Below are 20452 nucleotides of genomic sequence, written 5' to 3' on the forward strand. Positions count from 1 at the left end.
CGGGGAGGATCGATTAGGCCGCCATGGTGAACGGCTCCAGCCCGGCGAGGCGGGTGACGACCGGCGGAGTCGGGACGCTGCGAGGCTTCATGCCCTTCACCATGTCGGCAATCGCCTTGATATGCGCCGGCGTCGAGCCGCAGCAGCCGCCCAGCACATTGACCTGCCCCTCGACCGCCCATTCGCCGACCAGACCGGCGGTGGTGACGGGCGCCTCGTCATAAGCGCCGAGTTCGTTGGGCAACCCGGCATTGGGGTAGATCATGATGAGCGTGTCGCAGATTTCGCTCAGCGTCTTCACATGCGGGCGCAGCTGCTCCGCGCCGAACGAGCAGTTCAGCCCGATCGTCACCGGGCGGGCATGGCGCACCGCATGCCAGAAGGCCTCGACGGTGTGACCCGACAGGTTACGGCCCGACAGATCGGTCAGCGTCATCGACAGCATGATCGGGATCTCGCGGCCCAGCGCCTCGCCCGCCTCGATCACCGCCATGATCCCGGCCTTGGCGTTCAGCGTGTCGAACACCGTCTCGATCAGGATGAAGTCCGCGCCCCCCTCGACCAGCGCGTCGATCTGTTCGCGGTAGACGTCCTTCAGGTAATCGAAGTCGATCTCACGATAGCCCGGATCGTTGACGTCCGGCGACAGCGACAGAGTCTTGTTGGTCGGCCCGATCGCGCCCGCGACGAAGCGGGGGCGCCCATCCTTCGCCTGATATTCGTCGGCCAGACGGCGGGCGAGCTTTGCGCTCTCGACATTGATCTCGCGCACCAGATGCTCCGCGCCATAATCGGCCTGGCTGATCCGGTTGGCGGAGAAGGTATTGGTCTCAGCGATGTCCGCGCCCGCCTCGAAATAGGCGCGGTGGATCGCCTCGGGTACCTCGGGCTTGGTCAGCGCCAGGATGTCGTTATTGCCCTTCTGGTCGTGGGTCAGGCTCAGCGTCCCCGCATAGGCGGCCTCGTCCAGCTTCCAGTTCTGGATCTCGGTGCCGAACGCGCCATCGGTGATCAGGATGCGCTTGGCGGCTTCGGCCAGAAAGGTGTCGCGGGTCGTCATCGGTCTTGCTCCTGCTCTGGCGAGCGGTTGTTTCTTTTGGGAGGGAAGCCTCAGACGATTTGCCTGTGGCCCTGCCCTCCCCCATCCCCTCCCGCTTGCGGGAGGGGCGTGCCTGGGTCATCGGTCATGCGCTATCGCCAACCTTGACCCTCAATTTCGTCACTCCCCTCCCGCAGGCGGGAGGGGCCGGGGGAGGGAAAGCCGCAGGCGACGCCCTACATCGTGCCGCCCCTACCCCCGAAGCGTAAAGATCACGCCGCCGCGACCGCCTCGGCCTTCTTCCCCCGCACGCCCAGCAAATGGCTGATCGCATAGGCCAGCTCGGCGCGGTTCAGCGTATAGAAGTGGAAACCCTTCACCCCGCCAGCATAGAGCCGACGGCACATCTCGGCCGAGATGGTCGCGGCGACCAGCTGGCGCGCGGCGGGATGATCGTCCAGACCCTCGAACAGACGGTCCATCCAGTCAGGAATGCGCGCCCCGCACATGGCGGCGAACTTGCGGGTCTGTGCAACGTTCGACACCGGCAGGATGCCCGGCACGATCTCGGCGGTAATCCCCGCCGCCGCCGCCGCATCGCGGAACCGGAAATAGGCCTCGGGCGAGAAGAAGAACTGGGTGATCGCGCGGGTCGCCCCCGCATCAATCTTGCGCTTCAGATTGTCGATATCGGCCTGCTTGTCGACCGAGTCCGGGTGGCATTCTGGATAGGCCGCGACCGAAATCTCGAACGGGTGCAGTTTCTTGAGCCCCGCAACCAGGTCGGCGGCATTCTCATAACCACCCGGATGACTGACGAAGCGCGCCCCCTCGGCGGGGGGATCGCCGCGCAGCGCGACGATATGCCGCACGCCCGCCGCCCAATATTCTTGCGCGACCTGATCGATCTCCTCGCGGGTCGCCTCGACACAGGTCAGGTGCGCCGCCGCGTCCATCGTCGTCTCGCGCTGGATGCGCGCGACGGTCGCGTGGGTGCGCTCACGGGTCGAGCCGCCCGCGCCGTAGGTCACCGAGACGAAACGCGGGTCGAGCGGCTCCAGCGTGCGGATCGCATCCCAAAGCTGCGCGTCCATCTTCTCCGTCTTGGGCGGGAAGAATTCGAAGCTGACCGCAATATCGCCGCCCACATCGGCGAACAGCGGTTCCTCATGCGCCAGCGCGGCCTCGGCCCGCGTCAGGATCGTGTTCGTCATGCCGCCCTCACCCTATTCGTCTCGACGGGCCGAAGCCCCTTCTTCACACCCAGCCAGAGCTTGACGGTCAGTTCACCGCCCTCCAGCGTCCTCGTCTCGGCCAGCGCCAGCCCGGCGGGGCCGAACCAGCCGGCCATCTGCTCATCGGCAAAGCCCAGACGGCTATGCGCCGCCTTTTGCCGCAATTCCTCGCGATCATGCGGAGCGAAGTCCGCGATCAGCAACCGTCCGCCCGGCCCCAGCACCCGCGCCGCCTCCGCGATCGCCGCGCCGGGCAGCTGCGCGAAGTGCAGGACATGGTGCAGGATCGCGATGTCCGCCGCGCCGTCGCCCATGGGCAGCGCATAAAGGTCCGCCTGCCGCAACTCGGTATTGGCGCGTCCATGCAGCTTGGCGCGGGCGAGCCGCAGCATCTCCGACGAGCGGTCGATGCCCAGCGCGCTCTCCGCCCGGTCGCCGAACAGCTCCAGCATCCGCCCGGTGCCGGTGCCGATATCGATCAGCGCGCCCAGATCGCCCTCGCCGATCAGGCCCGCCATCGCCTCCTCGATCTCGCTGTCCGCGACGTGGAGCGAGCGGATCGCATCCCACTCGCCCGCATGATCCTCGAACCAGGCCGCCGCACTTGCCGCCCGGTCGGCGCGTACCGCCGCCAGTCGCGCGACATCGGCGACCACCCAGGGGTCGGGCGTCTCCGCCGTCCAGCGATCCAGCGCCGCCGTCATCGGCTCCACCGCCTCACGGTCGCCCAGCGCGACGAAGACCCAGCTGCCTTCCTTGCGGCGCTCGGCCAGTTCGGCATCGACCAGAATCTTCACATGGCGACTGACGCGCGGCTGGCTTTGCCCCAGCACCTGCGCCAGTTCGCCCACCGACAGCTCCATCGAGCGCAGCAGCGCCAATATGCGCAACCGCGTCGGATCGCTGAGGGCGCGAAAGATTTCGAGCGCGTTGGCCATGGATCACGATATAAAGATATCTTTATATGCGGTCAACGGAGCGAATTCATCGAGACCGGCTCGGACCCGAAACGGTTGATCTGCGTTGGCACGCCGATCAGATGTTTGAAACGGGAGTGATTGCCATGAAGAAGGCCCTTATCCTCGCCCTGACCGGTGCCGCTGCGATCTCGCTGGCCGCGTGCAGCGAAAACGCTCAGCAGCAGACCAAGCAGGCCGCCGACGCGATCGGCTCGGACGTGAAGGCGACGACGCAGAACGCTTCGGACGATGTCGAGGCCGCGACCGCCAAGGCTTTGAACTCGGCCGAGAATGCCATGGACAAGGCGGGCGACAAGCTCGACCGCGCCGGGGATCGCGCCGCCGCGCAGGCGGATCGTGCGGGTGACAATATTGATCGTGGCCTGGACCGCGCCGGGGACAAGATCGAGAACGGCACCGCCAAGGCGCGCGAAGCGACCGGCAACGCGCTGGTCCGTGCGGGCGAGGATGTCCGCCGCTAAGGGATCGATCCTTTCGGATCATGGAAGCGGGTCGACGAGCAATCGTCGGCCCGTTTTCTTTTTGGAGAGCGGTTCGCGTGGCCTTCGACTTCGCTCAGGCTGAACGGCTTGAGGGAATTGGGTACTCAGCCAAACGTCCGTTCAGCCTGAGCGAAGTCGAAGGCCGCGCCCCGACGCTTCAATCGAACCGAACCTTCCCCCTGCCCGCCTTAACCTGAGCCCGCCCCTTCTTGGCATCGACCCGCCGCGTCTGCGACGCCCGCGTCGGCTTGGTCGGTCGCCGCTTCTTCGGCACGATCGTCGCCTCGCGGATCAGATCGACCAGCCGCTCGCGCACTTCGCGCCGATTCATTTCCTGCGAGCGGCTGGCATCGGCGCGCAGGGTCAGCACGCCGTCCTTGCTCAGCCGCTGTCCGGCCAGCACGGCGAGCCGCATCTTCACCGCCTCGGGCAGGCTGGGCGAGCCGCCCACGTCGAAACGCAGCAACACTGCGCTGTCGGTCGTGTTGACATGCTGCCCGCCCGGCCCGGAAGCCCTGGTGAAGCTCTCGGCGATCTCGCGCTCGTCGATCGCAATGGCGCGGGTGACGGGGATCAGCGCCATCGCATGTCCACCTAGTTCTGGAAGATGCCGAAGCGTTCCGGGACCGGTGCCCCGGCGGTGATCGGATCCTTCTCGCCGCGCGGCACGGTCAGGCTGGCGGCGTGCAGCAACATGCCCCCCGGCTCCCCCGCACCGTAAACCGGATCGCCGACGACCGGCGCACCCAGGCCGGTGGCCGCATGGACGCGGATCTGGTGCGTGCGGCCGGTCTCGGGCCGGAACTCGACCAGCGTGCGGCCATCCTCATGACGCAACGCGCGCCAACCGGTCCGCGCCGACTTGCCCGACGGATCGGCGACCATCCGCCAGCCTTCCTCCACCGTCGACACCTTGGCGAGCGGAAGCTCGATCATCCCCTCGCCCTCGACCAGACCGTTCAGCACCGCCAGATAGCGCTTCTCGACCAGCCCCGCCTCGAACGCCTGTTGGAAACGGGCATGGGCCTTGGGGTTGCGCGACAGGAGCAGGCAGCCGCTGGTATCGCGGTCCAGCCGATGGACCGCATGGGGCCAGCGCTTGAAGCCGAACTTCAGCGATTCCAGATGGTTTTCGAGGCTGATCGACCCGTTGCGGGGCCGATCCACGGGCAAGCCCGCCGGTTTGTCGATTACCAGCGCTTCGCCGTCGATGAAAAGAACGCGATCTCCGTGCATCGCGCTCCCTTGCCACCGTGCGCGCCGACATGCCAGAGCCGCGCGCGTCATGCCGACCGCTCCTGCCGCTTTCCTGCGTTTTCTGGCGCTGCTGCTCTTCGCCATGCTGCCCGCCGCGGTGCAGGCGCAATCCTGCGACGGCGCGTTGCCGCCGCCGGGGCCCGATGGGCGGGTCGCGGGGCATTTCCCCTATGGCGACGCATCGGACCAGGACATCGTGCCCGCCCCCGCCGGGTTCGGGCTGAAGCCCTATTGCAGGGTCCACCGTGCGATACTGGCGGACCTGCAACATTTGCTCGATGCGGCCAGGGCCGACCCGGCGGTCGGAGGAGAATTGCGCGGCCTGTCCTGCCACCGCGAGGTCGCCCGCCAGCGCAACGTCTTCTGCCGCGACCGCAGCGTATCCGCCGCCGAGCGCGCCATCTCGGTCGCGCCGGCGGGTTATAGCGAACATGCGACCGGCTATGCGATCGACTTCGCGGTGCGGCCCGCTCGGGGCTGCCCGGATGCGGAGGCGTGCATGGCCGCCTCCCCGGCGGCGCGCTGGCTCTTCGCGAATGCGCGGCGCTTCGGCTTCGAGATGAGCTTTCCGGCGGGCAACAGGCAGCGGGTGAAGTGGGAGCCGTGGCATTGGCGCTGGGTCGGGACCAGTCCCGGTGAGCCGGGGGCGGCGCAGGCACGCCTGGTGTTCGCCAGGGCGCGGGCCCAGTATCCCGCCGATCCGGGGATACGCGATCCGTTGAGGGTCGTGGTGTCGAGCCAGCCGCCGTTGCCGGTGGTGGCGGCTCCGCCTGCTCCGATCAAGAAGAAGGGCAAGCGGCGGTAGGGTTTCCCTTGCCCTTCGACTTCGCTCAGGCTGAACGTCTGTTGGGGGTGCCCCAATCCTCAAACTCCGTTCAGCCTGAGCGAAGTCGAAGGCTATGCCCGGCATGCGCGAAAAGCGGGGGCGCCCATCGGCACCCCCGTCCTCCGATCATCCGAACAGCTTGACGGCCGTCTCGGCGATGCGCTTGCCCTGATAGCGGGCGCCGTCCAGATCGACCTGGCTCGGCTGGCGGCTGCCGTCGCCGTCGGCCAGCGTCGACGCGCCATAGGGCGTGCCGCCATGGACTTCCTTGACGCCCATCTGGCCCTGGAAGCCATAGTCCAGGCCGACGATGGTCATGCCGTGATGGATCAGGTTGGTCAGGACCGAGAACAGGGTCGTCTCCTGCCCGCCATGCTGGCTGGCGGTCGAGGTGAAGGCGCCGCCGACCTTGCCGACAAGACCGCCCTTCATCCAGACGCCACCCGTCGTGTCCCAGAAGGCCGCCATCTGGCTCGCCATCCGACCATAGCGGGTCGGCGTGCCGACGATGATCGCATCATATTGGGTCAGCGCGTCGGGACCTTCGATCTCGGGATGCGCGGTGTCGGTCTTGAAATGCGCGGCGGCGACCACCTCGGCGGGCGCGGTCTCGGCGACGCGGCGGATATCCACCTCGGCACCGCCGGCACGGGCGCCCTCGGCGATGGCATCGGCCATCTGCTCGATATGACCGTAGGACGAATAATAAAGGACCAGAACCTTGGCCATGTCAGTTACTCCCTTCGCAGAAAACGAACTTATTCGGAATCGACCAGAACGATCTCGGCATCCTCGATCGCGGTGATCGTCACGGTCCGGCCACCCGGCTCCTTGGCCAAAAGGGCCGCACCGTCCCGAGCCGCGAACGGCACACCGTCGATTTCGATCCGCCCGGTGGCAGGTACGAGATAGGCGTGACGCCCCTCGCCCACATTGTGCTCCAGGCTTTCCCCGGCGCGCAGCGTCGCGCCCAGCACGCGGGCATCGGCGCGGATGCGCAGCGTATCGCCATCCTCGTCGAACCCGCTGGCCAGCGTCACGAACTTGCCCGAGCGTTCGCCCTTCGGGAACGGCTTGGCGCCCCAGCTCGGCTGTCCGCCCCGGCTGCGCGGCTCGATCCAGATCTGGAACAGCGTCGTCGGCTCGGACTCGAGATTATACTCGGCATGGCGCACGCCCGAACCCGCGCTCATCACCTGAACGTCGCCCGCCGCGGTGCGGCCGACATTGCCCATCGAGTCCTGGTGCGTGATCGCGCCGGTGCGGACATAGGTGATGATCTCCATGTCGGCATGGGGATGCGGCGGAAAGCCCGAATTCGGGGCGATGACGTCGTCGTTCCACACCCGGATCGCGCCCCAACCCATGCGGGCGGGATCATAGTAATTGGCGAACGAGAAATGGTGCCGCGCGTCCAGCCAGCCATGGTTCGCATGGCCCAGGCTTTCGAAGCTGCGGCGGTCGATGCCCTTTTCGGCAGTCATGGCAGTCATGGAATTTCTCCCTTGGTTGCCGACAAGATAGGGCCGATTATGGGCGCGTAAACGGAAACGCTGGAAACCGATCGTTTCCACGTTCATTGTAGCGCGAAGCCGAGCCCTTGCCGGGTCGCGCGAGTGGCATGAGGGGTGTCGATGCGTCTGCCGGATCTGGAAGCCTGGGCGATCTTCGCCGCCGTGGTCGAGCATCGATCGTTCAGCGCCGCCGCCGATGCGATCGGTCTGTCCAAAGCCACCGTGTCCAAGGCGATCACCCGCCTGGAGGCGCAGCTCAACCAGTCGCTGTTCCACCGCACCTCGCGCCGCCTGGCCCTGACCGAGGCGGGAAAGCCGCTCGCCGACCACGCCGCGCGCATCCTGGCCGAGGCCCGCGCCGCCGAGGAGGCCGCGCGCGACGCCGCCAGCGCGCCGGCAGGCCGCATCCGGCTGGCCGCACCCATGTCGTTCGGCGTCACCAATATCGCGCCCGTCATCGCCGACTTCCTGGCCGCGCATCCCGGCATCGAGATCGAACTCAGCCTGTCCGATGCGCGGGTCGATATCGTGGCGGAGGGCTATGACATCGCGCTGCGCATCGCCGACCTGCCCGACAGTTCGTTACGCGCGCGTCGGCTGTGCGGCATCTCCACCCATATCATCGCCTCACCCGCCTATCTGGCCGAGCATGGCACGCCCGGTCATCCCAACGAACTGGGCGAGCATCGGCTGCTGGGCTATGCCAACATCACCGGTCCCTGGCGTTTCCGCCATCCCGGCGGCGCGGAGGTATCGGTACGGCCGCAGGGGCCGCTGACCGCCAATAGCGGCGACGCGCTGGTGCCCGCCGTCCTGGCGGGGCTTGGCATCGCGCGGCTGCCGGGCTTCATTATCGGACCGCACCTCGCCTCGGGCCGAGCGGTCGCCATCCTGGAGGACTGGACCCCGCCACCGATCGGGCTCCACCTGCTCACCCCGCCCAGCCCCTTGCGCCCCGCGCGGGTCGAGGCGCTGATCGCCTGGCTGGCCGACCGGGTGCGCGATCCGTGCATCGCCGCGCAAGGCATGGAAACCGTGCGATGAACCGGCTGCGTCCCGACGACAGCGATGCGCGCTTCATCCGCCGCATCGTCCTGACCCTGCTCATCCTGGCGCTGACCGCCGCGCTGTTCCGGGCGGGAGACCTGTTGATCCTGGCCTTCGGATCGATCCTGGGCGCGATCGTCATCCACGCCATTGCCGACCTCTATGCCGATCACCTGCCGATCGGGCCGAAGCGGTCGCTGACCCTGTCGATCGCCACGGTGCTGGCGGTGCTGGGCTTTCTCGCCTGGCTCTTCGGCGTCGCCTTTCGACAGCAACTGAACACGCTGGTCACGCAATTGCCGTTGCTGATCGACCAGCTTGCCGCCTGGGCATCGCAATCGCCGGTCGGCGCCAAGGTGGTCGACGCGGTGCGCGCCGCCTTTGCGGGCAGTCGCGTGGCGCGCGACATCGGCGGCCTCGTGTCCGGGGCGGGCGAGTTCGTGCTCAACTGCCTGTTGCTGCTGGTCGGCGCGCTGTTCTTCGCTGCCGATCCGAAAATCTATGAGCGGGGTTTCCTGCTGCTGATCCCCCGGTCGATGCGCCCCGCCATGGAGGATGCGCTGTTCGACACCGGCTCGACCCTGCGGCTGTGGCTGCGGGCACAGCTGATCCAGATGACGACGATGGGCGTGCTGGTCGGCGTCGGCCTGGCGATCGCGGGGGTGCCGTCCGCCGCCGCGCTGGGATTGCTGACGGGGCTTAGCGAGTTCGTGCCCTATGTCGGACCGATCGCGGCGATGCTGCCCGCTTTGGGGCTGGCGGCGCAGGGTGGCACTGGCGCGATCATCGGCACGCTGATCACCTTCGCGGTCGTCCGCCTGGTCCAGACCAACGCGATCACCCCCTTCGTCACCAGCCGGGTCGTCGCGATCCCGCCCGCCGTCACCCTGTTCGCGATCATCGGCATCGGGACCATTTTCGGCCTGTTCGGACTGTTTTTCTCGGCCGCGCTGCTGATCGTCGCCTTCACGCTGATCCGCAGCCTGTATCTGCGCGAAGTTCTGGGCGAGGATATTCCGGCCGCTGAGCATCAAAGCCTGCTCGGCCCCGGTGCGCGGGTGAGACAAGATAATGATAATGCAGGTTAGGGACGAATTAACCTTTTACGTTCACATCCACGTTGGTTAATGATTGGAGTGTCAGGTCGCCGGGGCAAGGGGGGCGATCACTCGCAAATGGGGACTGTCGATGCGCGTATTGCTGATCGAAGACGAACCGACGACTGCCAAGGCGATCGAGCTGATGCTCGGCAGCGAAGGTTTCAACGTCTATACGACCGACCTGGGCGAGGAAGGCCTCGATCTCGGCAAGCTGTATGATTACGACATCATCCTGCTCGACCTGAATCTGCCCGACATGCACGGCTATGACGTGCTCAAGCGGCTGCGTGTCGCGCGCGTCTCGACGCCGGTGCTGATCCTGTCGGGGATCAACGAAATGGACTCGAAGGTGCGCAGCTTCGGCTTCGGCGCCGACGATTACGTCACCAAGCCCTTCCACCGCGAAGAGCTGATCGCGCGTATCCATGCCGTGGTCCGGCGGTCCAAGGGCCATTCGCAATCGATCATCCGCACCGGCAAGCTGGCGGTCAATCTGGACGCCAAGACGGTCGAGGTCGACAATGCCCGCGTGCACCTGACCGGCAAGGAATATGCGATGCTGGAGCTGCTTTCGCTCCGCAAGGGCACCACGCTAACCAAGGAAATGTTCCTCAACCATCTTTATGGCGGGATGGACGAGCCCGAGCTGAAGATCATCGACGTCTTCATCTGCAAGCTGCGCAAGAAGCTCAGCCTGGCCTGTGACGGCGAGAATTATATCGAGACGGTCTGGGGCCGTGGCTATGTGCTGCGCGAACCCGACGATGTGGAGCAGGCCGAGGTCGCCTGACCTTTCCTGTCCTTACGAAAAAGGCCGGTTCGCGGGGGGCGCGGACCGGCCTTTTTCTTTGGGGGTATTCCCGTGGCCCAAGCCGATCAGACCGCGACCCGCCGCCGCCGAAGCGCCAGCACGAGCAACGCCAATCCCCCGGCCATCAACGCCATGCTGGCCGGTTCCGGCACCGGCGCGGGGCTTCCCCCACTGCTCCCGGTCCCGCCGGAAGACCCGCCCGAGCTGCTCGGCGGATGGAAGGTGCCCGGCACATAGGTGCCGATATAGGTCCCGAGATGGAACTCGCCGTTCTGGATCAGGCTGCCGAAGACGGCCGAACCCTCGATATAATTGCCGGTGGTCGCCGCCGCCTTGGGCGCGAGGATCGATCCCTTCCAGGCGGTGGTCAATTCCAGGCTGGTCGCGTCCGGAAAGTTCCAGATGACATGCTTGCCCAGGCCGGACGCGCCGTTCAGGAAATTATCGTCCAGCCGCACCGTGCTGCCATGCACATTGACGATGACCGTATCGGCGCCATTCGGGTTGAAAGCGATCTCGCCGAACCGCGTCAGGTCGGCGGCGCTCAGGTTGAACACGCCGACGCCGTTCGCCCCCGCCACCGCGTTGAACGTCGCGCGGTTGCCGCTGATCGACACCTGCGCCGTGGCGGACAGGGCGGCATAGCTGTTCGACAGGTCGGTCATGCTGCTGGTCAGCAGCGACTTTTGCTGGTTCAGCCCCGTGACGAAGCCGGGGTCGCTCGCGCCCAGGCCGGACAGGACGGTGTTCTGGTTGATGTTGGTGTTGGACAGCAGACCGCCGACCTTCACCGTCTGGACCCCGCCGTTCAGATTGAAGCCGCTGACCACGTTCCCGCCGATCAGCGCGCCCGAGCCATTGTTGAGGTTCTTCGTGCCGCCCAAGACATTCCCGACCACCGTCAGGCCGGGCAAGGCATAGGTCGAACCGGGCACCGAGGCGATCTGGTAATTGGATGAATTACCGCTCAGATTGCCGCCGACAAAGGTCCGCCCCTCCACCTCCGAGCTGGAGGTCAGGTCGCCCAGCACGATGAGGTTCCATTCCTTGAGCGCGTCTATCCCGACCACGGGCGAGGCGACGGCCAGCGAGGGGATGGAGGCCGCGATCAGGCCGATGGCGAGGAGACGGTTATTCATGCTCTCAGATTACGGAGCAACCCCTGCCAAATTGTTAGCGTTTCGGCCGCCGGTTCATCCGATTTGGCGGGTTTCGACGGCCGATCCGAACATTTTTTGTCAGCGCCGCTCCCACACCTTCTGCCCGCCGATCCAGGTTTCCTCGACCTGGGTGGCGCGCAACTCGCTGGGGTTGATGTCCAGCGGGTTGCGGTCGACGATGATGAAGTCCGCCTGCTGCCCCTGCCCCAGTCGCCCGAACAGGTCCTCGGCGAACCCGGCATAGGCGCCGTCCATGGTGAAGGCGCGCCATGCCGCCTCGCGCCCGACGATCTCCTGCGGCTGCCACCCGCCATAGGGCTGGCCGTCCGGGCCCTGCCGGGTGATCGCCGCCGCCCAGCCTGCAAAGGGATCGGGTCGCTCGACCGGATAGTCCGAACCGAACACCAGGGTCGCCCCGTTCTTCAACATGGTGTTCCAGGCATAGGCGCCCGTCAGTCGCGCGGGGCCGAGCCGCGCCTCGGCCATCTGGCGGTCGCTCGTCTCGTGCACCGGCTGCATCGAGGCGATGATGCCATGCTTGCCGAAGCGCGGCAGATCGGCCGGATCGACGATCTGCGCATGTTCGATCCGCCAGCGCCGATCGCCCTTATAGGTCTCGGCCAGTTCGTCGATCGCGTCGAGAACCTGCGCATTGGTGCGGTCGCCGATCGCGTGGACGGCGATCTGGTACTTGTCCATCGCCGCACGGCTCATCAGGTTGCGGATCACGTCGTCCGACATGAAACCCAGCCCGGTCTGGCCCGGCGCATCGGCATAGGGCTGTTTCAGCCACGCCCCGCGCGATCCCAGCGCGCCGTCGCCGTACAGCTTCACGCCGACCAGCCGCAGCTTGTTGTTGTACAGCCACGGCGTCGGCCCGGTCCCGCCGATGCGGACCGTGTCGTCGACGCCGCCGCCATAGCTCATGATCCGCACGCGCAGGTTTCCGGCATCGCCCATCCGCCGATAGGTCATCCATTCGTCCAGCGTCGTGCCCATATCGGCGGTCGCGGTAATGCCGTGGCTCAGCAGTTCGTTCTGCGCCTTCAGGAAGGCCGCGTTGCGATCCTTGGCCAGCGGCTGCGGGATCGCCTTCTGGATCAACGCCATGGCCGCATCGACAAACACGCCGGAGGGCTGGATGCCGACCTTCTCGATCCGGCCACCGGCGGGCGAGACGGTCTTGGCGGTGATCCCCGCCGCCTTCATCGCCGCGCTGTTCGCCCAGAGGGCATGGCCGTCGGCGCGCTCCATGACGACCGGCCGGTCGGAGACGGCGGCGTCCATATCGGCGGCGGTCGGAAAACGACCCAAGGACCAGCTTTCCTGGTTCCAGCCGCCGCCCAATATCCATTTCCGCTCCGGGTTCGCCGCGACATAGGCGGCGATCCGCGACTTCGCCTCGTCCAGCGACTTGGTGGTCGCAAGGTCCAGCTCGATCTGGCGGAAGCCCAGCGCCATGACATGGCCATGCGAATCGACGAAGCCGGGCAGCAACACCCGCCCCTTCATGTCCGCGCGCCAGTCGAGCTTCTCGGGGCGCTTGTCCTTGGCCGACAATAACCGCACGACCTTGCCGTCCGGGGTCAGGAGCAGACCGGTGAAGCGGACGACCTTGCCGTCCTTGTCCAGCGTCAGGCCCGTGACATTGTCGACCAGCGCATCGGCAAAGGCCGCAGCCGGGGTCAGCGCGATCGCCAGCGCGGCGAGGAGGATGCGGGAGGAGGAAGCCTGCTTTACCATGGCCGTTCCCTATCGGGTGTCGGGCAAGGTGGGAAGCACGCTTAGATCCTCCCCGGCACGGGGAGGTGGCAGGCCGAAGGCCTGACGGAGGGGGGCTTCCACCCGGGCCGCCCTATGCAGCACGCCTCCTCCACCATGCTTCGCATGGTCCTCCTCCCCGTGCTGGGGAGGATTTCACGACCGCCGCACCACTTCGCGAATCACGAAATGCGAGGCCAGCCGCGTCACCCCCGGCAGGCGGGCCAGCGTCTCGCGATGGATGCGCTCGTAGCTGTCGTCGCGGCGCACCTCGACCTGGATCATGTAATCCGCCTCGCCGCTCATCAGGAAACACTCGACGATCTCGGGACAGCGCAGGATTTCGCGCTCGAACGCCGCCATGGTGTCCTGTCGCTGGTCCTTCAGCGTGACGTTGACCATCACGGTCGAGGGCCGCCCGCGCGCCTCATGGCTCAGGATCGCGCGATAGCCGGTAATGACGCCACTGTCGCGCAGTTGCGCCACGCGGCGATGCGCGGCGCTGGCGGACAGGCCGACCTTCTCGCCCAGTGCCGCACTGGTCAGGTCGGAATCGCGGGCCAGCTGGGCCAGGATGCGGCGGTCGATCGCGTCGGACATTTCATCCCGATACACGGGCGAAAGACGCGAGAATATCCCAAATTATGCGATTGACCGGGACCGCTTTGCACACCTCTCCCGCGATATCGGCGCTATTATCGGTATAACGTTTTTCAGGAGAGTTCATCATGCGCGTCGGTGTTCCCAAGGAAATCAAGAACCACGAATATCGCGTCGGCCTGACCCCGCCGTCGGTCGCCGAGCTGGTCGCCGCCGGTCACGAGGTAATCGTCGAGACCAAGGCTGGCACGGGCATCGATTTCGAGGACCAGGACTATATCGACGCGGGCGCGCGCATCGTCGCCACTGCGGCGGAAGTGTTCGACCAAGCCGAGATGATCGTGAAGGTCAAGGAGCCGCAGGCGGTCGAAGTCGCCATGCTGCGTCCGCACCACGTCCTGTTCACCTATCTCCACCTCGCCGCCGACAAGCCGCAGGCCGAGGGGCTGATGAAGTCGGGCGCGACCTGCATCGCCTATGAGACCGTCACCAGCCCGCGCGGCGGCGTGCCGCTCCTCAAGCCGATGTCGGAAGTCGCGGGCCGCATGGCGGTGCAGGTCGGCGCGCATTATCTGGAAAAGCAGCAGGGCGGTCGCGGCATCCTGCTCGGCGGCGTGCCCGGCGTGGCGCCGGCCAAGGTCGCGATCCTGGGCGGCGGCGTCTCGGGCGTGAACGCGGCGCAGATGGCGGTCGGTCTGCGCGCCGACGTCACCATCTATGACATCAACAACGACCGTCTGGCCGAGCTGGACATGTTCTTCTCCAGCCAGATCAAGACCGCCTATGCGTCGAAGGCAGCGATCGCGGCGGCGGTGAAGAATGCGCACCTCGTCATCGGCGCAGTGCTGGTTCCCGGTGCGGCCGCGCCCAAGCTCGTCACCCGCGACATGCTGAAGACGATGAAGCGCGGCTCGGTGATGGTGGACATCGCGATCGACCAGGGCGGCTGCTTCGAGACCAGCCATGCCACGACCCACCAGGACCCGGTGTTCGAGGTCGACGGTGTGATCCATTACTGCGTCGCCAACATGCCGGGCGCGGTCGCCCGCACCTCGACCTTCGCGCTGAACAACGCGACGCTGCCCTTCGCAGTGAAGCTGGCCAACATGGGGGCCGAGGCCGCGATGAAGGCCGATCCGCACCTGGCGAACGGCCTGAACGTCTCGGGCGGCAAGATCCGCCACGCGGCGGTCGCCGAAGCGCTCGACCTGCCGTTCGAGGCTTGGGCGGGCTAAACCCTTCAACCGTTCGCACTGAGCGAAGTCGATCCGCGCCATGGCTGCAGATGTTGCCCATGGCCTTCGACTTCGCTCAGGCTGAACGGGTTTCGAGATTTGATCCCCCGCTCCGTTCACGCTGAGCGAGGTCGAAGCGCATGCCCTGCCCTACACCACAAGGGCTTGAGGAAGTTCGCGCAAGCCAAAAGAAACAAAACTGGAACATCGCCGTTGATCCCCCGAAAGGATCACCCGATGACCGACAACCCCAAGACCGAACCCTTCTCCAACGCCGAGAAGGACCCCGATGACTGGACCACCGGCGACGAGAAGATGACCGGCGCGCAGGCCAGTTATCTGAAGACCCTGTCCGAAGAGGCGGGCGAACCGTTCGACGATACGCTGACCAAGGCGGACGCCTCCAAGCGGATCGACGCGCTTCAGGAAAAGACCGGCCGAGGCCAGTAAGCCCTTATTCGCCCATCATTCGGATCGCCTGATCGAGCAGCATCACCCGCTGCTCGATAGCCGGGCGATAGGGTGCATCGGCGGGCGAAAGCGCCAGGGCACGGTTCCAGAACACCCGCGCCTTGCGAAAGTCGCCCGCCCGCATCCAGGCCAGCCCCTCGAAGAAGAAAGGCGTCGGGTCGCGAGGTCCCAATGTCCGTGCGCGGCGAAAGGCGAAGCGGGCGGCGGGCGACATCTGATAGCCGTCATGCGCGAACAGGACATTGCCCAGTTCGGTCCAATAGGGAACGCTGGTCCGGTCGCCGCCGACCGCGCCCAGCATGATCTGCACTGCGGTGCGCTTGTTGCCCGAACGCGACAGGGCATCGGCGGCGGTGAACATTGCCGCCTCCCCGCCGTAACGCCCGATCAACTGCCCGCGCAGCTCGGAAATCGCGTCATTGTCGAGCAGCGCATCGGGCCGCGGCGCGGGCGCGCTGGCCGCCAGGGTCGGCCGCCCCTGCCATGCATAGCCCACGCCGCCCAGCGCCAGCGCGGCCCCGAGCATCGTCCAGAGCGGCCGCGGAAACCGCAACCACAGCGCCAGGCCCATCGCTCCGGCGGCGATCAGCAGCAGGATCAGCCAGCCCATCAGCGCCGCTTCCGAAAGCTGGACCGCGCGATCCACGCGCCGACTGCCAGCAACAGGATCGGCGTCGCCCAGAGCAACGCCGTCGCACCCGACAAGGGCGGGTCATAGCTGACATAATCGCCGTACCGCTCGATCAGCCAGGCTCGGATCGCCTCCGGGCTCTCGCCGCGCGCGATGCGTTGGCGGACCAGCGCCCGCATGTCGGCGGCCATGTCGGCGTCGCTGTCGGCGATCGATTGGCCCTGGCACACGACGCAGCGCAGCTCACCCATCAGGGCACGCGCCTGCGCCTCGGCGCGGGCGTCGGGCAGTTGCATATTCCCGTAATCGGGCGTGGCCGTCGCGGCGGTCAGCAACAGGGCGAGCGAAAGGCTCATTTCGCGGCCGCCACATCGCGGACGATCTGATCGACCTGATCGGCGCGGATGTCGCCGATATATTGCCGCACGATCCGCCCGCGCCCGTCGATCAGGAAGGTCTCAGGCACGCCGGAAGAGCCGAGTGCCATCTGCACCCGGCTGCGGCTGTCGTCACCGATCGCGGCATACGGATCGCCGTTGCGGCGAAGGAAGGCGGCGATGGCGGGGCCCTTGTCATGGATCGCGACGGCGTCGATCGGCACGCCCCTGGCCTTCAACGCCATTAGCTGCGGCGCCTCGGCAATGCAGGGGATGCACCAGCTGGCGAAGACGTTGAGCAGGCGCGGCCTGCCGCTCTTGAAATCGCCGCTCGCCAGCCCCGGCTTGCCGGGCACCATCGGCTCCAGCTGGAAGACCGGCAGCGGCTTGTCGACCAAGGTCGAATGCACCGTCGTGTCGGCAGGCCGCATCAGCCCGGCTGCGACCACCGCGAAGAACACCCCGAACAGCCCCAGCGGCAACCAGATCAGCGCGCGCTTCATCCCCACAGAGCCTCCCGCCGTCGTTGCTGCCACGCCTTGAACCACCGCCCGGCGAGCGCCAGCACCCCGCCCAGCGCGATCAGCGCGCCGCCAAGCCAGATCAAGGTCACGAACGGCTTCCACCACAGCCGCAACTGCCAGCGCCCGGTCGCGGCATCCTGCTGCCCCAGCACGGTATAGAGCTGCCCGTCCCAGCGGGTCGCGATGGCACTCTCGCTGGTCGTGGTCGGCGGATCGGTGAAGAACCGCTGCTGCGGACGCAGCGTGGCGCCGTCGCCTTCGCGCGTCGCGGTCAGCCGCGCCTCCAGCGCCGACCAATTGGCGCCAACATTGGGATAGATGCGGTTCAGCTCCACCCGCCATGGGCCAACGATGGTCGCCTGCCCCGGATAGAGCGCGACCAGCCGCTCGGCGGTGAAGGCACTGTCACACGCCATGCCTACCATGCTGACGCCCAGCCCGACATGCGCCACGACCATCCCCCAGATCGGCAGGGGCGTGCGCCGCCAGTTGCGCCGGGTGACCGGCAACACGCTGGCGACGATCAGCCCCACGCCGAAAGACAGGCCGAGCAGCGACAATACGCCCATGCCCCCGGTCAGGGTCAGCATCAGCGCAAAGGTCCCCGCCGCCGCGACCATCGGCCACAGCATTCGAATCAGCACCGCCTCCGCGTCATCGCTCCGCCAGCGCAGGGCTGGCCCGACCGCCATCACTGCGACCAGCGCCAGTGCGATCGGCCCGGCGGCGGCGTGGAAGAAGGGCGGGCCAACCGACAGCCGCACGCCGAACCCGGCCGCGACCAGCGGATAGAGCGTGCCGATCAGCACGATGCCCAGGATGACCGACAGCAGCAGATTGTTGACGACCAGCCCCCCCTCACGGCTGACGAACGCGAAGCTCCGCCCTGCCCGCACCTGCCCGATCCGCGCGCCGAACAGCGCCAGCGCGCCGCCGATATAGATGCCGAGCAGCGCCAAGATGAACGCCCCGCGCCGGGGATCGACGGCAAAGGCATGGACGCTGGTCAATATGCCCGACCGCACCAGGAAGGTGCCGATCATCGACATTGAAAAGGCGACGACCGCCAGCATGACGGTCCAGGCGCGCAAGCCATCCCGCGCCGCCAGCACATTGACCGAATGGAGCAGCGCGGTCGCCGCCAGCCACGGCATCAGCGAGGCATTCTCGACCGGGTCCCAAAACCACCAGCCGCCCCAGCCCAACTCATAATAGGCCCAATAGGAACCCGCCGTGATGCCGATGGTCAGCAGCACCCAGGCGCCCAGCACCCAGGGCCGCATCGCACGGGCAAAGGCCGGGCCGACCTGCCCCGTCACCAGCGCACCGACCGCAAAGGAAAAGGCGACCGACAGCCCGACATAGCCCGCGTACAGCGTCGGCGGGTGGAAGGCGAGGCCGGGGTCCTGCAAGAGCGGATTCAGCCCCTGCCCCTCGATCGGCGCGGGGTTCAGTCGCGCGAAGGGGTTGGAGGCGAACAGCAGGAAGGCATAGAAGCCCAGCGCGATCGCACCCTGGGCGGCCAGCGTCGCGACATGGGTCGCCCGGTCGAGCGTCTGCTCCTTCCACGTGACCAGCGCGCCGCCCGCGCCCAGGATCGTGACCCAGAGCAGCATCGAGCCTTCGTGATTGCCCCAGGCTCCGGCGAATTTGTAGATCCAGGGCTTGGCCGAATGGCTGTTCTCGGCGACCAGCTTGACCGATAGATCGGTGTTCAGGAACACCGCGATCAGCGCCGCCATGGCGATCGCGACGAGTGATCCCTGTACGATGGCGACGGGGCCGATCGCCGCCATCGCCTGCTCGCCCGCCGCATCCTTGCGCCGCAGGGCCAATATGCCGAGCAACAGTTGCAACCCCGCCAGCATCGCGGCGAACCAGAGCGCGGCCAGACCGCTTTCCGCGATCACGGCTCCAGGCTCCGGCTCTCGTGCATATTGCCCGCCATTTCAGGCGGCATATATTTCTCGTCATGCTTGGCGAGCAGATTGGTCGCGACGAAGCGGCCATCGGGCTGGAACTGTCCCTCGGCCACCACGCCCGATTTCTCGCGGAACAGGTCGGGCGTGATGCCAGCAAAGGTGACGGGCGTCGTCGCCTTGCCGTCGGTCACGATAAAGCGCACCGTCACGCCGTCGGGCGCACGGTGGACCGATCCCGCCTGGACCATTCCGCCGAGCCGCACCGCCTTGCCCAGCGGCAGGCCCTGCGCTTTCGCATCGGAGGGGGTGTAGAAGAACGCCGCCTGATCCTTCATCGCTGACATGGCGAGCAGGACCGCCGCGACGATCGCGGCCAGCGCCAGCAGCGCCAGCGTGAGACGTTGGGATTTGGGCGTCATTTCTCGGCGCGCTTCATCGCCAGATAGCTGATCAGGGTCAAAGCGCCCGCGCCCCCCAGCATGACCGCATAGGCCGCCGCTACGAACGCCATCTGGTTCATGCGCGCGCCATCCGCCGCATCCGCGCCTCGGCCTTGGCCTTGGCGAGCAGGGTGCGCATCCGCATCAGCACGATGGCCGCGAAGAGGAAGGTGAAGCCGCCCAGCGCGATCGGCAGCGGCCAGAGCAGCGACTTGTCGATGCTGGAGCCGGTCAGCCCGATCGACTGGCCCTGATGCAGCGTGTTCCACCAGACGACCGAGTAGCGGATGACCGGAAGCAACGCCGTGCCAGCCAGCCCGTACAGCGCCGGGATCCGCCCGTCTCCGCCGCGATCCGCATCGGCGCGGGCGAGCGCGATATAGCCCAGATAGACGAACAGCAGCAGCAGCATCGAGGTCAGCCGCCCGTCCCATTGCCACCACGTCCCCCAGGTCGGCCGCCCCCAGATCGATCCGGTTGCTAGGCAAAGTGCCGTGAAGACCGCCCCCGGCCAGGCAATGGCGCGGCCTGCAACCTGCGCCAGCGGGTGCCGCCAGACGATCAGCGACAGGCTGGCGATGGCGATCCCGCTCCATCCCCCCATGCCCAGCCAGGCGGCGGGGACATGGATGTAGAGGATACGCACCGTCTCGCCCTGAAGGTAATCCGGCGGCGTCCGGGTCAGTCCCGCCCAGACCGCGACCGCGATCAGCACGATGCCGAGCCCCAGAAAAATCCCGGTCAGCGGACGGGCGATCTTCAGGAAACGCGCAGGGTTGGCAAGGATGTGCAGAGTGGCCACGATGACAGGACTGTAAGGCGGTTTTTCGGGCGCGTCATCCGTGTTTGAGGCCCACCTGCCCCTCTTCTTAAGCCCCCCCGCAGGCGGGAGGGGTTTGGGGAGGGCACGGTGTCTCATAGAGACCATCGCTTGTGGCCTGCCCTCCCCCATCCCCTCCCGTTTACGGGAGGGGCGTGAGATCCATTAAAGGCGGGACCTCTTAAAGCTCTGATTCGTCTTCCCATCATGACATCCCTAT

23 protein-coding genes are annotated in these 20452 nt (G+C 66.8%); 7 read left to right on the plus strand and 16 right to left on the minus strand.

All coding sequences use genetic code 11. The features are described 5' to 3' along the window. Positions 1-13: 13 nt before the first annotated feature. The 3 genes from NS355_RS16800 to NS355_RS16810 form a co-directional block, all read right to left on the minus strand. Positions 14-1060 (minus strand): homocysteine S-methyltransferase family protein, encoded by a 1047-nt coding sequence (locus tag NS355_RS16800; RefSeq protein WP_058746730.1) that lies wholly within the window; start codon positions 1058-1060, stop codon positions 14-16. A 251-nt stretch (positions 1061-1311) separates the two neighbouring features. After that, positions 1312-2253: a methylenetetrahydrofolate reductase gene (metF, locus tag NS355_RS16805; protein WP_058746731.1), complete on the minus strand. Its 942-nt coding sequence runs from the start codon at positions 2251-2253 to the stop codon at positions 1312-1314. Continuing rightward, positions 2250-3212 carry an ArsR/SmtB family transcription factor gene (locus tag NS355_RS16810; protein WP_058746732.1) on the minus strand — a complete coding sequence of 321 codons (963 nt, stop codon included), beginning with the start codon at positions 3210-3212 and terminating at the stop codon, positions 2250-2252. The genes metF and NS355_RS16810 overlap by 4 nt, the downstream gene beginning before the upstream one ends. A 125-nt stretch (positions 3213-3337) precedes the next feature. On the opposite strand from NS355_RS16810, the gene NS355_RS16815 reads away from it, so the two are divergent. After that, positions 3338-3715, plus strand: coding sequence for a hypothetical protein (locus NS355_RS16815; protein ID WP_058746733.1), 378 nt, complete (start codon positions 3338-3340; stop codon positions 3713-3715). 178 nt (positions 3716-3893) lie between these two features. On the opposite strand, the gene arfB is transcribed toward NS355_RS16815, so the two are convergent. After that, positions 3894-4319, minus strand: coding sequence for an alternative ribosome rescue aminoacyl-tRNA hydrolase ArfB (gene arfB, locus NS355_RS16820; protein WP_058746734.1), 426 nt, complete (start codon positions 4317-4319; stop codon positions 3894-3896). 11 nt (positions 4320-4330) lie between these two features. Then, positions 4331-4972, minus strand: a complete 642-nt coding sequence (locus NS355_RS16825; protein ID WP_058746735.1) for an RluA family pseudouridine synthase — start codon at positions 4970-4972, stop codon at positions 4331-4333. Positions 4973-5021: 49 nt separating this feature from the next. Here NS355_RS16825 and NS355_RS16830 point away from each other — a divergent pair, with 49 nt between their 5' ends. Next, positions 5022-5798, plus strand: coding sequence for a M15 family metallopeptidase (locus NS355_RS16830; protein WP_058746736.1), 777 nt, complete (start codon positions 5022-5024; stop codon positions 5796-5798). 147 nt (positions 5799-5945) lie between these two features. Here NS355_RS16830 and wrbA read toward each other — a convergent pair whose 3' ends face one another. Next, positions 5946-6548: an NAD(P)H:quinone oxidoreductase gene (gene wrbA, locus NS355_RS16835; protein WP_058746737.1), complete on the minus strand. Its 603-nt coding sequence runs from the start codon at positions 6546-6548 to the stop codon at positions 5946-5948. A gap of 29 nt (positions 6549-6577) precedes the next feature. Continuing rightward, positions 6578-7312, minus strand: coding sequence for a pirin family protein (locus tag NS355_RS16840; RefSeq protein WP_058746762.1), 735 nt, complete (start codon positions 7310-7312; stop codon positions 6578-6580). A gap of 141 nt (positions 7313-7453) precedes the next feature. Between NS355_RS16840 and NS355_RS16845 the strand changes: the two genes are divergently transcribed. The 3 genes from NS355_RS16845 to ctrA all read left to right on the plus strand — a co-directional run bounded on the left by NS355_RS16845 (position 7454) and on the right by ctrA (position 10270). After that, positions 7454-8377 carry a LysR family transcriptional regulator gene (locus tag NS355_RS16845; RefSeq protein ID WP_058746738.1) on the plus strand — a complete coding sequence of 308 codons (924 nt, stop codon included), beginning with the start codon at positions 7454-7456 and terminating at the stop codon, positions 8375-8377. Continuing rightward, positions 8374-9468, plus strand: a complete 1095-nt coding sequence (locus tag NS355_RS16850) for an AI-2E family transporter (RefSeq protein WP_058746739.1) — start codon at positions 8374-8376, stop codon at positions 9466-9468. The genes NS355_RS16845 and NS355_RS16850 overlap by 4 nt, the downstream gene beginning before the upstream one ends. A gap of 100 nt (positions 9469-9568) precedes the next feature. Then, a complete protein-coding gene (gene ctrA, locus NS355_RS16855; protein WP_042484892.1) occupies positions 9569-10270 on the plus strand; it encodes a response regulator transcription factor CtrA in 702 nt (233 codons plus the stop codon). A gap of 86 nt (positions 10271-10356) precedes the next feature. Here ctrA and NS355_RS16860 read toward each other — a convergent pair whose 3' ends face one another. The 3 genes from NS355_RS16860 to NS355_RS16870 all read right to left on the minus strand — a co-directional run bounded on the left by NS355_RS16860 (position 10357) and on the right by NS355_RS16870 (position 13812). Then, a complete protein-coding gene (locus NS355_RS16860) occupies positions 10357-11430 on the minus strand; it encodes a choice-of-anchor A family protein (protein WP_058746740.1) in 1074 nt (357 codons plus the stop codon). 99 nt (positions 11431-11529) lie between these two features. After that, positions 11530-13194, minus strand: a complete 1665-nt coding sequence (locus tag NS355_RS16865; RefSeq protein WP_058746741.1) for an amidohydrolase — start codon at positions 13192-13194, stop codon at positions 11530-11532. Between the two features lie 174 nt (positions 13195-13368). Then, positions 13369-13812 (minus strand): Lrp/AsnC family transcriptional regulator, encoded by a 444-nt coding sequence (locus tag NS355_RS16870; protein WP_058746742.1) that lies wholly within the window; start codon positions 13810-13812, stop codon positions 13369-13371. 128 nt (positions 13813-13940) lie between these two features. Between NS355_RS16870 and ald the strand changes: the two genes are divergently transcribed. Further along, positions 13941-15047, plus strand: a complete 1107-nt coding sequence (ald, locus tag NS355_RS16875; RefSeq protein WP_058746743.1) for an alanine dehydrogenase — start codon at positions 13941-13943, stop codon at positions 15045-15047. Positions 15048-15284: 237 nt separating this feature from the next. Continuing rightward, a complete protein-coding gene (locus NS355_RS16880) occupies positions 15285-15497 on the plus strand; it encodes a DUF3072 domain-containing protein (RefSeq protein ID WP_042484874.1) in 213 nt (70 codons plus the stop codon). A 4-nt stretch (positions 15498-15501) separates the two neighbouring features. On the opposite strand, the gene NS355_RS16885 is transcribed toward NS355_RS16880, so the two are convergent. The 6 genes from NS355_RS16885 to ccmC form a co-directional block, all read right to left on the minus strand. Continuing rightward, positions 15502-16164, minus strand: coding sequence for a tetratricopeptide repeat protein (locus NS355_RS16885; RefSeq protein ID WP_058746744.1), 663 nt, complete (start codon positions 16162-16164; stop codon positions 15502-15504). Continuing rightward, on the minus strand, positions 16128-16505 hold the full coding sequence (locus NS355_RS16890; RefSeq protein ID WP_058746745.1) for a cytochrome c-type biogenesis protein: 378 nt from the start codon (positions 16503-16505) through the stop codon (positions 16128-16130). The genes NS355_RS16885 and NS355_RS16890 overlap by 37 nt, the downstream gene beginning before the upstream one ends. Then, the gene (locus tag NS355_RS16895; protein ID WP_058746763.1) at positions 16502-17029 is read right to left on the minus strand and encodes a redoxin family protein; all 528 of its coding nucleotides are present in this window, start codon (positions 17027-17029) and stop codon (positions 16502-16504) included. Before NS355_RS16895 ends, NS355_RS16890 begins: the two co-directional genes overlap by 4 nt. Next, a complete protein-coding gene (locus NS355_RS16900; RefSeq protein WP_058746746.1) occupies positions 17026-18960 on the minus strand; it encodes a heme lyase CcmF/NrfE family subunit in 1935 nt (644 codons plus the stop codon). Before NS355_RS16900 ends, NS355_RS16895 begins: the two co-directional genes overlap by 4 nt. After that, positions 18957-19391, minus strand: a complete 435-nt coding sequence (ccmE, locus tag NS355_RS16905) for a cytochrome c maturation protein CcmE (protein WP_058746747.1) — start codon at positions 19389-19391, stop codon at positions 18957-18959. Before ccmE ends, NS355_RS16900 begins: the two co-directional genes overlap by 4 nt. A 97-nt stretch (positions 19392-19488) precedes the next feature. Continuing rightward, a complete protein-coding gene (gene ccmC, locus NS355_RS16910; RefSeq protein WP_058746748.1) occupies positions 19489-20214 on the minus strand; it encodes a heme ABC transporter permease CcmC in 726 nt (241 codons plus the stop codon). Positions 20215-20452 lie beyond the last annotated feature (238 nt).

This window comes from Sphingomonas yabuuchiae, assembly GCF_001477495.1.
Classification (GTDB): domain Bacteria; phylum Pseudomonadota; class Alphaproteobacteria; order Sphingomonadales; family Sphingomonadaceae; genus Sphingomonas; species Sphingomonas yabuuchiae_A.